Genomic DNA, 15,084 nt, shown 5'->3' on the forward strand with positions numbered 1-15,084 from the left:
ACCCCGGACAGGAAGGAGCACACCATCGGTATGCGACACGTCGGCCGACTGCCGTACGCGGTCAGGCGGGAGGACCACGTCACCCTCACGATGTCGGACGGAGTCCGGCTGTCGGCGCGGATCTGGCGCCCGGCATCCTCGGACCGGGAGCCGGTCCCGGCGATCCTGGAGGCCATTCCGTACCGGAAGAACGACCTGACCTCCACCCGCGACGCGATCAACCACCCCTACATCGCCGGTCACGGCTACGCCTGCGTACGCCTCGACCTGCGGGGCACCGGCGAATCCGAAGGCGTCCTGCTCGACGAATACCTGGAGCGGGAACAGCTCGACGCCGAAGAAGTGCTCGCCTGGCTCGCCGAACAGCCCTGGTGCGACGGCAGCACGGGGATGACGGGGATTTCCTGGGGCGGCTTCGCGGCCCTCCAGGTCGCGGCCCGGCGGCCACCGAGCCTGGGCGCCATCGTCATCGCCTCCTTCACGGACGACAGGTACGCGGACGACATGCACTACGTCGGCGGTGCCATGCTGTCCGACAACCTGGCCGAGGCGGGGACGATGTTCGCCTACGCCACCTGTCCGCCCGACCCCGACGTCGTCGGCGAGCGCTGGCGGGACATGTGGCACGAACGGCTGGACACCGCCCGCCCCTGGGTCCTCGAATGGCTGCGGCACCAGCACCGCGACGCCTACTGGCGCCACGCCTCGCTCAGTGAGGACTACCGGAACCTGCGCTGCCCCGTCCTGGCATCGAGCGGCTGGGCGGACGGATACTCCAACGCGGTCACCCGGCTCCTGAGCCATGTCGACGTACCGCGCAAGGGCCTGATCGGGCCCTGGTCGCACAAGCTGCCCCACCTGGGCGAGCCGGGGCCGGCCATCGGATACCTCCAGGAGGTCGTGCGGTGGTGGGACCACTGGCTCAAGGGCGTCGACAACGGCGTCATGGACGGTCCCATGATCCGGGCCTGGATGCAGGAGAGCGTGCCGCCGTCCACGTCCTACGAGGACCGGCCGGGCCGGTGGGTGGGGGAGCCGAGCTGGCCCTCGCCGCACGTCCGCGAAACGGTCCACCCGCTGAAGGACCACGCCCTCGCGCCCCCCGGGAGCCGGGAGAGCGCGCCGGCCGGGGCAAGCGCGTCGCACGGGCCGGTCCACACCGTTCAGTCACCGCTGTCCGTGGGCCAGTTCGCCGGAAAGTGGGCCTCGTACAACGCCCCGCCGGACCTGCCCTACGACCAGCGCGAGGAGGACGGAGGCTCCCTTGTCTTCGACACGCGTACGCTGCCGGAGCGCCTGGAGATCCTCGGCGCGCCCGAAGTGAACCTGCTGGTCTCCTCGTCCCGGGAGAACGCCCAGATCGCCGTACGGCTGTCCGACGTGCGGCCCGACGGCCGTGCGACCCGGGTGACCTACGGCGTCCTCAACCTGGCACACCGCTCGGGCCGGGACCGGCCCGAACCGCTGGTCCCCGGAGAGACCTACCGGGTCCGGATCCCCCTCAACGGGGTGGCCCAGGCGTTCCCGGCCGGGCACCGCATCCGCCTGTCGCTCTCCACCTCGTACTGGCCGCTGGTCTGGCCGTCCCCCGCACCGGCCGCCCTGAGCGTCCACGAGACCGGCAGCTCCCTCACCCTGCCGGTGCGCCCCGCCGGGGCGCCCGACTCCGTGCCCGCCGCCCCGTTCGGCGAGCCCGAGGGGTGCGCGCCGCCCCCGGTCACCCAGCTGACCGAGCCCGAACAGGCATGGACCGTGTCGAGGAACCTGGTCGACTACCACTCCACACTCGACATCGTGAAGGACCGGGGACTCCAGCGGTACGAGGAGAACGGGATCGAGGTCGGACTGCGCGCGTGCGAGAAGTACACCTCCGTCGCGGACGACTTCGGGTCCGTGACGGGGGAGTCCGCCTGGACCATGCGGTTCAGGCGTCCCGCGTGGGACGTCCGGGTGGAGACCCGGACGGTTCTGACGTCGGACGAGACCGACTTCCACGTCGACGCCACCCTGGACGGGTACGAGGACGGCCGCCGGGTCTTCTCCCGTACCTGGAACGAGAGCGTGCCGCGGTCGGGTGTCTGAGACACCGTCCGTTCGGGCCCTCCACAAGGCCTTTGTGCCAGGACACGTGTGGAACGCATGGCTCCGGGCAGCTGCTGATTCGCGCGCACGGAACTGAGGAACGGAACTCAAGAGCTACCGCTGCAAGGGAAGGAAACGCGATGACCATATCCGTATCAGTGCACGCACAGGGTGCCGGCACCGGCACGGAGGCGCTCCCGGAGATCGAGGATCCGCTGAAGGTCGCGCCCAAGGACGCCCGCGCGCTCAGCAAGCTGTTCTTCGACCGGTTGCAGACTCTCGAAGAGGGCACCGCGCAGTACCAGTACGCGCGGAACACCCTGATCGAGATGAACCTCTCGCTCGTGCACTTCGCGGCCGGCCGCTTCCGCAACCGGGGCAACGGCCAGATGGAAGACATCATCCAGGTCGGCACCATCGGCCTGATCAAGGCCATCGACCGCTTCGACCTCGCCCGCGAGGTGGAGTTCACCTCGTTCGCGATCCCGTACATCGTCGGGGAGATCAAGCGGTTCTTCCGTGACACCACCTGGTCCGTCCATGTGCCGCGCAGGCTGCAGGAACTCCGGGTCACCCTCGCCAAATCCAAGGAGGAACTCGCCACGGTCCTCGGCCGTGAGGCGACGGTCGCCGAACTGGCCGAGCACCTCGGCATCACCGAGGAGGAGGTCACCGAGGGTGTCGTCGCGTCCAACGGCTACACCGCGCACTCCCTCGACGTGCCCGTCGACGGCTCGGAGGGCGACGGGCCGGGCGGAGTGAGCCGGACCCACGCCGACATCACCGGTGACTGCGACCCGGGCATGGAACTCGTCGAGAACCTCCACGCACTCGCCCCCCTGATGGAGACGCTGGACGCGCGGGAACGGGCGATCGTCCAGATGCGGTTCGGGGACGAGATGACCCAGTCCGAGATCGGCGAGCGCCTGGGCGTGTCGCAGATGCATGTCTCGCGGCTGATCAGCCGCATCCTCGCCAGGCTCCGCGAAGGCATCCTCACCGAGGACTGACGGCCGTCCCGGCCGTCGTCACTGGACCCGGGGGCTCCCGGCGGACGTCTCCTCGTCCTCGTCCTCGTCGTCGTCCGAGCCCGGCACATGGACGTCCAGCACGTTGATGTTGATCTCGACGACATCCAGGCCCGTCATCGTCTCGACCGCGTCCGTCACGTTCGCACGGATGGCGCGCGCGGTGTCGAGGATCGGCACGCCGTACTCCACCACGATGCCGACATCGACGGCGGTCTGCTTCGTCCCCACCTCCACCTTGATCCCGCGCCCCGGGTCGCTGGAGCGGGAGACCTTGTCCTTGACGGCACCGAACGCCCGTGAGGGCCCGGTGCCCACGCGGTGGACGCCGTCGGTCTCCCTGACCGCGATGCCCGCGATCGTCGCCACCACGGTGTCCGCGATGGTCGTGGTTCCGCGCGTTCCGCCGGCCGCGTCGTCCGAACCCAGCCGGGTACCGCCGAGAGTGTCATTGGTCGCCATGAGTTCCTCACACACCAAGTTGTCGGGGAGGAGACGCACTCGGCCGGCGGAACGTTTCCCGCCGCCCCGCGCCCCGACTTCCACTGTCCTCCGGGGCCGGGACACCTGCCATTCGAGTGGCGGCGGGCGGGTGTGCCAGGGGCTCAGGCCACCGCTTCGTCCTCGGGGAGACCCAGCCGGCCGGCCACGGTCGTCAGCGCCGGTCCCAGCGGGAGCGCGACACGGGTGAGGGCGTGCCGGTCGCCCCGGGTCGGGTCCCGGTTGACGATCAGCACCGGCTTCCCGGCCTCGGCCGCCTGGCGGACGAACCGCAGCCCCGACATCACGGTCAGTGAGGAGCCGAGGACCAGCAGCGAGGACGCCTCACGCACCAGGGCGCGGCAGTGCTCGACCCGCTCCGGCGGCACGGACTCGCCGAAGAAGACCACATCCGGCTTGAGGACGCCGCCGCAGACGGCGCAGGCCACCGTGCGGAAGTCCCCGACCTGCTCGTCGGTGAGGTCGGAGTCGCCGTCCGGGTTGAGACCGGCCGCCACCGGACGGAAGCCCGGGTTGGCCTCCTCCAGCCGTCCGGCGAGTTCCCGGCGCGGGCTGACCGCCTTGCAGGACAGGCAGACGACCCGGTCCAGGCTGCCGTGGAGCTCCACGACACCGTCGCTTCCGGCGGCCTGGTGCAGACCGTCCACGTTCTGGGTGATCACACCCGACAGCAGGCCGTGCCGGCCGAACGCGGCCACGGCCCGGTGCCCGGCGTTGGGACGGGCCCGGCCGAAGGTACGCCAGCCCAGGTGGCTGCGCGCCCAGTACCGGCGCCGGGCCCGGTCGCCGCCGGTGAAGTCCTGGTAGGTCATCGGGGTGTGCCGGCTCAGGCTCCCGCCCTCGCCGCGGTAGTCGGGGATGCCCGACTCCGTCGAGATCCCGGCCCCGCTGAGCACCAGCACACCGCCCGTGCCCAGTGCCGCGACGACCGGCCCGAGATCCGTGGTGCCGGGCGACAGGTCCTCGGTGGGGGTCCAGTTCAGAGTGGGGCGCATCCGCATGCCCCCAGCGTACGGAACGGACCGGGCGGAGCGGTTGCCTCCTGAGTACGGGAACTCATGTGGGCGCGTACGTACCCCTGCGAAGATCCGGTCCATGACGAGTGACAGACGGGCGCTGATACCCCTCCGTCTCTTTCTGGTCTGGGCGGCCATGGCGGCCGTGGTGCCGACCGTCGGCTTCGGGCTGCTGGTGGCCGGCTGGGGCGGCGGGACCGGGGCGATGGTGCCGCTGGCCGCACTGTCCCTGCCGCTCACCGTGGGCCTGCTGGCCGTGATGGGCGCATCGGCGCGGACCTTCGTCCCGCTCTGCGGGACCGTGCCGGGACGGCTCGGCTGGGCGGTCACGGTCTTCGTCCTCGGCACGCTCGGTGTCGCGGCGGGACTGGCCGCCTACGGCGAGGACATCGACCTGGGGAGCGCGGGTCTGCGCTTCGCGCTGGTGGGGGTGCCGTACGCCGTCGCCGCGGCGTTCTTCGTACCGAGCCGCCGGACCCGGCTCGCAGCGGTGGCCGCGCTGGTGGCCGCAGTGGTCTACGGGGGCTTCGTCGGCCCGGCCCAGTCGCAGGAGCGCCGGCACGAGGCGGAGATCGCGAAGTACCGGGAGCAGGAGGAACTGCTCTACATGGGCGCGGCGCCGTCCGGCATGACGGTGGCCCGCGCCTATACGGACGCCGGCTACTTCACGGTGGAGTACCGCCCCACGAAGCAGGACGTGATGGGGTCCGCGGACCTCAACCTCCGCCGGCCGATCACCCCCTCGCTCCAGTGCCCCGAGCCTGTGCGCAAGGACGAGACCTGTGTGGTGGACGCGCACGGTGACATGGTCGTCAGCCACCCCTTCACCGGCAGCGTGGACGTCACTGTCGTCCGCCGCATCGGCCGGGCGGAGGCCACCGTCTCCAGCCAGACGCTCGACGCACCCGGACTGCGTCATCTCCTCGACAGCCTGCGCCCTTTGTCGGACGCGGAGTTGGAGGAACTGATGCGGGAGAAGAAGATCGACCGCCGGTGACCCGGGGGAGGGAGAGGACCGTGGAACCGTTCGAGATCGTGCCCGGCCTGGCCGTGGACGAGGAGATGTTCGCCGCGGCCGGACGCGGTCTGGCCGCGCGCACCCCGTACGAACGCCTGACCTGGGAGAGTTTCACGGACGAGCGGAACTGGACGCTGATCCCGGACCCGCAGGGGGCCGGGTACAAGGCCGAGTACCTGGTACGCCGCGAGAGCGAACGCACCGTCAAGATCAACCTCTGGCTCGGCCCCGACCTCCGCGACGGCGCGGCCCCGAGGCCGCACAACCACCCGTGGCCGTTCACGGCGTTCATCCTGCTCGGCGGATACACCGAGGAGCGGTACGAGTCGGTCCGGGGAAAGGTGCACAGGACGACCCGGGTGCACGAGGCGGGGGAGCGAAACCACCTCCCGCCGACGACCTTCCACGAGGTCACCGGCGTCTCGGCACCCGGCCGGACGCTGACCCTGCTGGTGTGCGGCGCCGGCCGCACCGGTGCGTGGGGCTACCTCGACCCGGAGACGGGCCGGTTCGAGGAGAACCGGCCCGACCCCGGCTTCCGTGCGCACCTGAAGGCCCTGAACCCTCGCCTGCGCTGAAGCCCCGGCCCCGGTACGCGGACGAGCGGTCAGGCGTGGCTGAGGACGACCAGCAGCGCCGTGCCCTCGGCCGCCACCTGGGCGGCGAGCGCTCCCTGCCGGACCCGGACCGGGGGAGCGGCCAGGGCGACCACGAAGGCCAGTGCGCCGATGCCGGCACTCCACTCGAACAGCCAGGCAGGGAGCCCGGAGGCGCACTCCTCCCCGTACGTCAGACACCGCGAGGCCCGCTCCGACGCCAGGGTCAGGACTCCGGTGGCCAGCAGCGCGGGTACGAACAGGACGGCCGAGAGGGTGGCCCACAGCCGGGTGCGGTTCCTGCCCCGGGGTACCTCGTCGGACGGTGCGGGGGTGGCGGGTGACGATGTGTTCATCGTCCCATCCAACGCGGAGCCGCCCGTGCCGCGCACCCGCCGGGGTACTCAGGCCGGCCGCACGGATACTCGGTCTCAGGCATCGAGGACGGCGGCGACGGCCTCGATCTCCACGAGCTGGTCGTGGTAGCCGAGCACGGTGACGCCCATCAGGGTGCTCGGCACGTCATGGTCCCCGAACGCGTCCCGGACCACCTGCCAGGCCGTCACCAGGTCCTCCTGCCGGGACGAGGCTACGAGGACCCGGGTGCTGATGACGTCCTGGAGCGACGCACCTGCGGCGGCGAGCGCGGTCCGCATGTTCTCGACGGCCTTGGCCGCCTGGCCGGCGTAGTCCCCGACCGCCGCCGTGGAGCCGTCCTCGTTCAGCGGACACGATCCGGCGAGGAAGACCAGGCGTGCCTCGGCGGGCGCCGTCGCGGCGTAGGCGTACTCGGCGACATCGGACAGGTCGGCGGAGCGGATCAGTGTGATGGCACGGGCCACGGTCGTGGGGTCCTTTCCCTCGGGGTGCGGAGCGCGGTCATCCTGCCAGCCGTGCGCCGCCGCCACCTCCCGTTTTTCCCTGAGGCCCGGCTCCCGGCAGCCGCGTCACCGCGAACACCAGCCAGGCGAGCGCGCAGAACGCCGCCGGGAGCAGGAGCCTTGTTGCCCATGACGCAAAATGATGGCGAGCTGGACAGCCTGGTACGCAAACGGATCCGGGCGCTGCGCGTGGCTCAGGGGTGGTCCCTGGAGGAGCTCTCCAACCGGGCCCACCTCAGCCAGTCCACGCTGTCCCGCATCGAGAACGGCCGGCGCCGTCTCGCCCTGGACCAGCTGGTCACCCTCGCCCGCGCCCTGGACACGACCCTGGACCAGCTGGTCGAGACAGCCTCCGACGACGTCGTCATCAGCCCGGTGATCGACGCGGCCCACGGACTGATGCGCTGGCCGATCAAGGGCGATCCGGGCATGAGCGTCGTACGGCAGCGCATGACCGGGCCGCCGCCGGACAACCCCGCACGCATGCGCGCGCACCCCGGCCGGGAGTGGCTCGTCGTCCTCTCCGGCACGGCGGTCCTCCTGCTGGGCCACCGCCGCCTGCGCGTCGAGACCAACCAGGCCGCCGAGTTCCCCACCATGCTTCCGCACGCCATCGGCGCCGAGGGCGGCCCCTGCGAGATCCTGGGCATCTTCGACCGCGACGCCCGCCGTGGTCATCAGCGTGACGAGGCGGCCAAGGAGTAGGCGACCCGCCCGGCGGGGGCCGGCGCCGCGCGCTGCGCTAGTCTCCGGGAGGTATGAACGACGAGGCGGCGGCGCCCTTCATCGACCCGGAGTCGGACTACCCCTGCTGCTGGTTCTGCCCGGCACTCCGGCTTCCGCGTACGGGCTTCCTCGTCGCGGACCGGCCCAGCCGGGACTGGCCGTTCGACGCGGCAGACGGATTCCGGTACACCGTCGAGGACCGCACCCCGGTCTGTGTGCACCCGGGCAAGGTCGGCCTGGAGCCGGACCGGACAGCCCCCGCGTACACCATCGCGCCCCTGGCCCCGGCAGCCGATCCGGAGCCCGTCCGGCGGCGCCGGTGGTGGCTGCCCTTCGCGGGTCCCGCACACACGACGACGCCCCGCCGGTGACCTCTGGTCTCCGGCGGGGCGGCTGAATGTCCGGGGCGCCTCAGATGCGCACGGCGGCCTGGAAGCCACCGATGGTGTCCATCGACTCGTAGCGGACGTAGGCACCCGAGTGCGGGGCGTGCAGCACGGTGTTGTTGCCCGCGTAGAGGCCCACGTGCGTGGTGTTGTGGAAGAAGACCAGGTCGCCGGGCTTGAGCTGGCTGCGCCCGATCCGGGTGCCCTGGTTGATCTGGGTGTACGTGGTGCGGGTGATCTGGGCACCGGCCTGGGCGTAGGCCCACTGCGTCAGGCCCGAGCAGTCGAAGGAGTTGGGTCCGGTGGCGCCGCGGAAGTACGGCTTGCCGATCCGGGTGGCGGCGGCCTGAAGAGCGGCGGCGCCGAGGGCCGATGCGGGGGCCTCGTTGCCGAGCTCGACCCGCTCGCCGGCGGCGCGGCTTGAGCGCTGGTCGTCCTCGCGCAACTTCTGGCGCTCGGCGGCGGTGAGGGTGTTGAGCAGCTTCTGTGCCTCGGCGAGCTTGGTCTGCTGCTTCTTCTTCTTTGCGGCGAGGGTCTTGCGGACGTCGGCGAGGTCGCTCAGCTTGTCCTGGGCCTCCTTGCGCTCCTGCGCGAGGGACCGCTGCTTCTCCTGGACCTTCTGCAGCGACTCGGCCTGCTTGGCCGTCAACTGGTCCAGCGCGGAGGCCTGGTCCAGGAAGCTGTCCGGGTCGGAGGCGAGGAAGAGCTGCACGGAGGGGTCGATGCCTCCGGAGCGGTACTGTGCGGCGGCGAGGGAACCCAGGCCCGAGCGGAGGTTGTTGAGCTCCTGCTGGCCGCGCGCCACCTTGTCCTGCAGCGCGCCGATCTGCTTCTGGAGCTTGTCCTGCTTCTCCTTGGCCAGGCTGTGCTGCTCGGTGGCCTCTTCCGCCTCGTGGTAGAGCTTGTCGACCTTCGCCTTGACCTCGCTCTTGGTCGGCTTGGGGTCGGCGTGAGCGGCCTGGGAGGTGAGAGCCACGGCTGCGGCGGCGGTGGCGGTGAGCACGGTCACGCGGGTGCGGCTCGGCTGCTTGGGACGACGGTGGGACGCCACGAAGGCGAGCTCCTTCTTCCTCGAGCCGCCTACCGGGCTATGGGGGGGAGGACTCCCCGGCTCCGTACACTTCACGGATGCGGCGGTTCCTTCACTGCCACCCCGGGTGGGTGATCAACCGTGCGAAGGTTCGAGCCCTGACCTTAGTGACCATCTTGTGATCTGTTCAAATCCTCACAGGAACAATTTAGTCACAGGAGGTACTTCTTTACCTGCATCGCACAGCGTGTAGTGACCGATTGACGGTGTGTTCTGTGTTTTCCGTGAAGGCCGGACAATCTTCACGAGGCTCGCGAAAGCCGCTTCGGGGCCACACCGGTCACACCTGGTCAGCCGCCCGTGATGCCGAGCGCCGAACGGATCTCGCTCACCAGCCGCGCGTCCAGCCCGGCCACGGTCATCCGGTTCTTGACCAGGGCGAAGGAGAACCGGTGCGCCGGGTCGGCGAAGGCCGTGCTGCCACCCGATCCGCTGTGGCCGTAACCGCCCGGCGGACGTACCGGATCGGTCCCGCCGTCCCCGATCACGAAGCCGCCGCCCCGGGTGCCGGCCGTACCCATCACCCGGTCCACCCCGCTCACCCACCCGGTGGCCGCCCTCCTCAACGTCGCCGGAGACAACAGCCGTACGCCCTCCAGCTCACCGCCGCACGCCAGCGCCGCGTACAGACGGGCGGCCCCGCGCGCGGTCATGATCCCGTTGGCCGGCAGCGCCGTGCGCCGGAAGTCGTCCCGGTTGCCCAACTCCGCCACCGGCAGCACCCCGTGGGGGACGCAGTCGAAGAACGGGGCCCCGGCCGGCATCCGCGCCAGCCGTGCCGCCCAGCCACCCTCGTAACACGTGGCCGTCCGTCCCTCCAGGCCCTGCGGAACGTGGAACAGCAGCTCGTCACCGATCCCCAGCGGGCCGGCCAGCTCCTCGCGGAGCAACCGGTCGCACGTCCGGCCCGTGGCGCGGTGCAGGATCTCCGCCAGGAGCAGTCCGTAGGTCCAGACGTGATATCCCACCGCGCTGCCGGGCTCCCACTGCGGGCGCTGCCCGGCGATCCACCCGGCCATCGCCGGCAGATCGAGGAGCCGTTCCGGAGTCAGGTCCGCCGGGAGCCGGGCCAGTCCCGCCGTATGACCGAGTACGTGCCCCAGAGTGAGGCGCTCCTTCCCGGCCGCCCCGAAGCGCGGCCAGTACCGCGCCACCGGCGCGTCGTACGCCAGCACCCCCTGGTCCACCAGCACCGCCACCAGGGCCGCCGCCACACCCTTGCCGGTCGACCACGCCGGCACCAGCGTGCCGGGACCCATCGGCCGCCCCTCGGCCACATCGGCCGTCCCCGCCCAGGCGTCGACCACCAACTCGCCCTCGTACCAGGCCGCCACCTGCACCCCGGTCTCCACGCCCGAGCCCGTCAGCTCCGCCAGGATCTCCTCGGCGCGCCGCTGAGCCAGGCCGTCCGGCACTGTGCTGGTGCGCACAGATCCTCCCCCTTCGCTACGGGGACCGCGATCACGGCCTCTCACCGCTCCCAACGCGGCGCCGACCGCAACCGTTCCGAGGACCGGCGGCCGTACGCCTCGGCGAAGGTGCCGACAACCCATTTGCCCGCACCCCGCCCGCAAGGCGTCTGGAACCGGCGTACGGAACGTGATCGGCTGGCGGGCATCGGACCACCCCTGCCCGCGAAGGAGACGGATGGTGACCCACCAGCAGCACCGACGCCCCGACACGATCGTGATCGGCGCGGGACTGGCGGGCCTCGCCTGCGCACTCGACCTCACCCGCGCCGGACGGAGCGTGGAACTGCTCGAGGCGTCCGACGGTGTCGGCGGACGCATGCGCACGGACCGCAGGGACGGCTTCCTGCTGGACCGGGGCTTCCAGGTGTTCAACACCTCCTATCCGCAGGTGAAGCGCCGTCTCGCCCTGCGGGAGCTGCGGCTGCGGGCGTTCACCCCCGGCCTGCTCACGCACACCCCGACAGGGACGTTCCGCGTCGCCGACCCCACCCGGCGTCCGAGGTCGGCCGGCAGCCTGCTGCCCGGACGGTTCCTCCCGGCCCGCGATCTCGCCGCGCTCGCCGCCATGACGGCGAAGGACACGGTCCTGCCCGCGAGCCGGCTCGTACGCCGGCCGGACCGGACCACCGCGGAGGACCTCGCCCGTTACGGGCTGTCGCCCCGCGCCCGCCAGGAGCTGATGAGGCCCTTCCTGGCCGGGGTCTTCCTGGAGGACGAGATGGAGACCTCCGCCCGCTTCTTCCACCTGGTGTGGCGCAGCATGGCGCGCGGCACCCTGTGTCTGCCGGCCGAGGGCATCGGCGCCGTGCCCGCCCAGCTGGCCGAGGGACTGCCGGACGGTGTGCTGCGGCTCGAATCCCCGGTCGCCGCGGTGACCGACGACGGAGTGCTCCTGTCCGACGGACGGGAACGCCCGGCCGGCACGGTGGTGGTGGCGACCGAAGCGGCCGCGGCCGCCCGCCTGCTGCCGGGGCTCGCGGTACCGGACGGCCGCACGGTCACGACGTACTACCACGCCGCCATGGCGTCCCCCCTGGCCGAACCGACGCTCGTCGTGGACAGCACCCTGGCCGTCCTGAACACGTGCGTCCTCACCGAGGTCACCCCCGGCTACGCCCCGCCGGGCACCTCCCTGGTGTCGACCTCCGTCCTCGGTGGCGACCCGCCGGGTGCGGAAGCGGCGGTACGCCGCCGCCTGGCCGAGCTGTACGCGACGGACACGAGCGGATGGCAGCCGGTCGCCACCTACACGGTGGAGGGCGCTCTGCCCGCGATGCGGCCGCCCTGGCCGCTGAGCCGTACGACCCGATTCGCCGAGCGACGCCACGTCTGCGGCGACCACCGGGCGACGGGTTCCGTGCAAGGAGCACTGGCGTCAGGGACCCGAGCCGCACGGGAGGTTCTCGCCGTACGCCCGGACCTCTCACCATGAGCACAGCGGGCCGGGGCCGCGTGCCGCCCCTGCCGGTCGTGGTCGTCGGCTGGATGGAGCACGGGCGCGCGCAGCCCGCGGACCGTCGGGTGAAGCTGGGCGTTCCAACGCGTTGACGCCTCAGGAGTCCTTCCATGCCGCTTCCCAGCCCGCTCCGGATCCGCGTGCCCCTTGCCGCCCTGCTGGCCGCCGCCTGCATGGCCGGACCCGTCCACGCCCCCGCCCTGGCCGCAGAGCTGCCCGCCGGCCACGACCTCGCACTCAGCCGCCAGTTGCGGGAGCTGACCGCCGCCCCCGGCGGGCCGCCCGGAGTGATCGCCGTCCTCCGGCGCGGCCCCCGCACCGAGGTCTACCGGGCCGGCGTCGCGGAGACCGGCACGGACCGCCCGATCGAGGTCACCGACCACATGCGCATCGCCAGCACGGCCAAGGCGTACAGCGGAGCGGTCGCCCTCCAGCTCGTCGATCGCGGACGACTGCGTCCGGACGACACCATCGGCAAGGTCCTTCCCCGGCTGCCGCGCGCCTGGCACCGGGTCACACTGCGGCAGCTCCTGAACCACACCAGCGGACTGCCGGACTACTCGGCGGCCCCGCCGTTCCTGAAGCTGCTGACCGCGGACCCGCGCCGGCACTTCGACTCCCGCCGGCTGCTGGACTTCGTGGCCGGGCGGCCGACGGAGTTCCGGCCCGGGACCCGCTACCGCTACTCCAACTCCGACAACATCGCCGTGGCCCTGATGGCGGAGGCGGTGACGGGCCGTCGCTACGAGGACCTGCTCGCCCGGTCCGTGTACCACCCGCTGGGCCTGCGCGGCACCAGCCTCCCGCAGGGCTACCGGATGCCCGCCCCGTACATGCACGGCTACGACGTCACCCCGCCGAACCCGCCCGAGGACGTCAGCGAGGTACTCAGCGCTTCGGGTGTGTGGGCATCGGGCGGCATCATCTCGACCCCGAAGGACATGACGGCCTTCGTCCGGGGCTACGCCGGGGGCAGGCTGATCTCCGAACGGACCCGCCGACAGCAGCTGACCTGGGTGAACGGCGCGTCCGAGCCTGCCGGACCCGGCAGGAACAGCGCCGGGCTCGGGATCTTCCGGTACGCCACCCGGTGCGGGACGGTCTACGGCCACACGGGCAACTTCCCCGGCTACACCCAGCTGATCGCGGCCGACCGGGACGGCAAGCGGTCGCTGACCTTCTCCCTCACCACCCAGGTCAACCAGACGAACAGGCCCGCACTGCTGCAACGGCTTCGGACCGTGGAGGAGAACTTCGTCTGCGCCCTGCTGCGCAAGCCGTGACAAGGGAAGCGGACCCCCGCGCGGTGCACTGGCTGTTCGGCGATCAGCTGGGCCCCCACTTCATCGACCCGGCGCGGGGCGGACCGCACCGGGACGCCCCGCTGCTGATGATCGAGTCCCGGAGCGTCTTCCGGCGGCGACGGTTCCATCGCGCCAAGGCACACCTGGTGCTCTCGGCGATGCGCCATCGGGCCGCCGAACTCGGTGACCGCGTGCGGTACGTCAGGGCGGACACCTACCGCCAGGGTCTGGAGGAGGCGGTCGGGGACGCCGAGGTGACCGTCCACCACCCCACCTCCCGTGCGGCCCACGCCTTCGTACACGCACTGCCCTCCGTGCGTGTCCTGCCTGCGCGCGGATTCCTCGTGACCCACGACGAGTTCAGGACCTGGGCGGACGGCCGGGGCACGAAACAGCTCCGACAGGAGGACTTCTACCGTTGGGTCCGCCGGACGCACGACCTCCTGATGGAGGGCGACAGTCCCGCGGGCGGCCGGTGGAACCTGGACCACGACAACCGGCAGCCCCCGCCCCGCGGCGCCACCGGCCTCGGCCTGCCGGCGCCGTACCGCCCCCGGGAGAGCGACATCGACGACGAGGTGCGGGCCGACCTCGACCGCTGGTCGCGCGACGGGGACGTGGAGTTCGTCGGCGACGACGGCCCCCGCGGCTTTCCCGCCACACGCCGGGAGGCACTCGCTGCCCTCCGCCGCTTCGTGGAGCACCGGCTCGCCACCTTCGGCGCACACGAGGACGCGGTCCTGGCCGGGGACGCGACGATGAGCCACAGCCTGCTCTCCACCTCGCTCAACCTCGGCCTCCTGGACCCCGCCGAATGCGTCGAGCGGGCCGAGGCCCGCTGGCGGTCGGGCGGGGTGCCGCTCAACAGCGCCGAGGGGTTCGTACGGCAGGTCGCTGGATGGCGCGAGTTCGTCTGGCACCTGTACTGGTACTTCGGTACGGACTACCGCACGAGCAACGCCCTGCGCCATCACGAGCCGCTGCCGGACTGGTTCACGGACCTGTCCCCGGAGGGCACCGAGGCGAACTGCCTCTCCCGGACCCTGGAACACGTACGGGCGACGGGCTGGACCCACCACATCCCCCGGCTGATGATCCTGGGCAGCTTCGCCCTCCAACGAGGCTGGGAGCCCCGGGCCGTCACCGACTGGTTCCACAGAAGCTTCGTCGACGGCTACGACTGGGTCATGGTCCCGAACGTCGTGGGGATGTCGCAGTACGCGGACGGGGGCCGGATGACCACCAAGCCCTACACCTCCGCAGGCGCCTACATCGACCGGATGAGCGACCTCTGCGGCCCCTGCCGGTACAAGCCGTCCGTGCGGGTCGGTGAGGACGCCTGCCCCTTCACCGCCGGATACTGGAACTTCCTGCACAGGCACCGGGAGAGGTTCGAGCACAACGTGCGGATGGTCCGCGCGGTGCGAGGGCTGGACAGGCTCCGTGATCTCGACGCCCTGCTGGAACAGGAACGCGACCGCGCCGACTGACCGCTCCTCTCTCGCCGCGCGCGGACGACCCCGACCGA

At 71.6% G+C, this 15,084-nt stretch carries 15 protein-coding genes; 9 read left to right on the forward strand and 6 right to left on the reverse strand.

The annotated features are described in order from the left end of the window. Positions 1-30: 30 nt before the first annotated feature. Both RLT58_RS34365 and RLT58_RS34370 read left to right on the forward strand, forming a co-directional pair. Positions 31-2,082: a CocE/NonD family hydrolase gene (locus RLT58_RS34365; RefSeq protein WP_311314274.1), complete on the forward strand. Its 2,052-nt coding sequence runs from the start codon at positions 31-33 to the stop codon at positions 2,080-2,082. Between the two features lie 140 nt (positions 2,083-2,222). Continuing rightward, complete coding sequence (locus RLT58_RS34370; protein WP_311314275.1) at positions 2,223-3,092, forward strand: RNA polymerase sigma factor SigF; 870 nt, start codon at positions 2,223-2,225, stop codon at positions 3,090-3,092. An 18-nt stretch (positions 3,093-3,110) separates the two neighbouring features. On the opposite strand, the gene RLT58_RS34375 is transcribed toward RLT58_RS34370, so the two are convergent. Together RLT58_RS34375 and RLT58_RS34380 are read right to left on the reverse strand one after the other, a co-directional pair. After that, a complete protein-coding gene (locus RLT58_RS34375; RefSeq protein WP_311314276.1) occupies positions 3,111-3,572 on the reverse strand; it encodes an Asp23/Gls24 family envelope stress response protein in 462 nt (153 codons plus the stop codon). A 143-nt stretch (positions 3,573-3,715) separates the two neighbouring features. Next, positions 3,716-4,612 (reverse strand): NAD-dependent protein deacetylase, encoded by an 897-nt coding sequence (locus RLT58_RS34380; protein WP_311314277.1) that lies wholly within the window; start codon positions 4,610-4,612, stop codon positions 3,716-3,718. Between the two features lie 94 nt (positions 4,613-4,706). Between RLT58_RS34380 and RLT58_RS34385 the strand changes: the two genes are divergently transcribed. Continuing rightward, a complete protein-coding gene (locus RLT58_RS34385) occupies positions 4,707-5,624 on the forward strand; it encodes a hypothetical protein (RefSeq protein ID WP_311314278.1) in 918 nt (305 codons plus the stop codon). A gap of 20 nt (positions 5,625-5,644) precedes the next feature. Next, on the forward strand, positions 5,645-6,223 hold the full coding sequence (locus tag RLT58_RS34390) for a hypothetical protein (RefSeq protein ID WP_311314279.1): 579 nt from the start codon (positions 5,645-5,647) through the stop codon (positions 6,221-6,223). Positions 6,224-6,252: 29 nt separating this feature from the next. Here the strand turns inward: RLT58_RS34390 and RLT58_RS34395 are convergent, their stop codons facing one another. Beyond that, entirely contained in the window at positions 6,253-6,597 is a 345-nt protein-coding gene (locus RLT58_RS34395) for a hypothetical protein (RefSeq protein ID WP_311314280.1), read from the reverse strand. 75 nt (positions 6,598-6,672) lie between these two features. Continuing rightward, positions 6,673-7,083 (reverse strand): RidA family protein, encoded by a 411-nt coding sequence (locus RLT58_RS34400; protein WP_311314281.1) that lies wholly within the window; start codon positions 7,081-7,083, stop codon positions 6,673-6,675. Positions 7,084-7,251: 168 nt separating this feature from the next. Here RLT58_RS34400 and RLT58_RS34405 point away from each other — a divergent pair, with 168 nt between their 5' ends. Further along, positions 7,252-7,827, forward strand: a complete 576-nt coding sequence (locus RLT58_RS34405; RefSeq protein WP_311314282.1) for a type II toxin-antitoxin system RelB family anti-toxin — start codon at positions 7,252-7,254, stop codon at positions 7,825-7,827. A 53-nt stretch (positions 7,828-7,880) separates the two neighbouring features. Continuing rightward, positions 7,881-8,219 carry a hypothetical protein gene (locus tag RLT58_RS34410; protein WP_311314283.1) on the forward strand — a complete coding sequence of 113 codons (339 nt, stop codon included), beginning with the start codon at positions 7,881-7,883 and terminating at the stop codon, positions 8,217-8,219. A gap of 40 nt (positions 8,220-8,259) precedes the next feature. Here the strand turns inward: RLT58_RS34410 and RLT58_RS34415 are convergent, their stop codons facing one another. Together RLT58_RS34415 and RLT58_RS34420 are read right to left on the reverse strand one after the other, a co-directional pair. Next, positions 8,260-9,285, reverse strand: coding sequence for a C40 family peptidase (locus RLT58_RS34415; RefSeq protein ID WP_311314284.1), 1,026 nt, complete (start codon positions 9,283-9,285; stop codon positions 8,260-8,262). A 329-nt stretch (positions 9,286-9,614) separates the two neighbouring features. After that, positions 9,615-10,754 carry a serine hydrolase domain-containing protein gene (locus RLT58_RS34420; protein ID WP_311314285.1) on the reverse strand — a complete coding sequence of 380 codons (1,140 nt, stop codon included), beginning with the start codon at positions 10,752-10,754 and terminating at the stop codon, positions 9,615-9,617. A gap of 217 nt (positions 10,755-10,971) precedes the next feature. Here RLT58_RS34420 and RLT58_RS34425 point away from each other — a divergent pair, with 217 nt between their 5' ends. The 3 genes from RLT58_RS34425 to RLT58_RS34435 all read left to right on the forward strand — a co-directional run bounded on the left by RLT58_RS34425 (position 10,972) and on the right by RLT58_RS34435 (position 15,046). Beyond that, the gene (locus RLT58_RS34425) at positions 10,972-12,228 is read left to right on the forward strand and encodes an NAD(P)/FAD-dependent oxidoreductase (RefSeq protein ID WP_399131766.1); all 1,257 of its coding nucleotides are present in this window, start codon (positions 10,972-10,974) and stop codon (positions 12,226-12,228) included. Positions 12,229-12,362: 134 nt separating this feature from the next. Beyond that, positions 12,363-13,535, forward strand: a complete 1,173-nt coding sequence (locus RLT58_RS34430; protein ID WP_311314286.1) for a serine hydrolase domain-containing protein — start codon at positions 12,363-12,365, stop codon at positions 13,533-13,535. Next, positions 13,532-15,046: a cryptochrome/photolyase family protein gene (locus tag RLT58_RS34435; RefSeq protein WP_311314287.1), complete on the forward strand. Its 1,515-nt coding sequence runs from the start codon at positions 13,532-13,534 to the stop codon at positions 15,044-15,046. The genes RLT58_RS34430 and RLT58_RS34435 overlap by 4 nt, the downstream gene beginning before the upstream one ends. The last annotated feature ends 38 nt before the right edge of the window (positions 15,047-15,084 follow it).

Origin of the sequence: Streptomyces sp. ITFR-16 (assembly GCF_031844705.1) — a bacterium.
Lineage (GTDB): Bacteria > Actinomycetota > Actinomycetes > Streptomycetales > Streptomycetaceae > Streptomyces.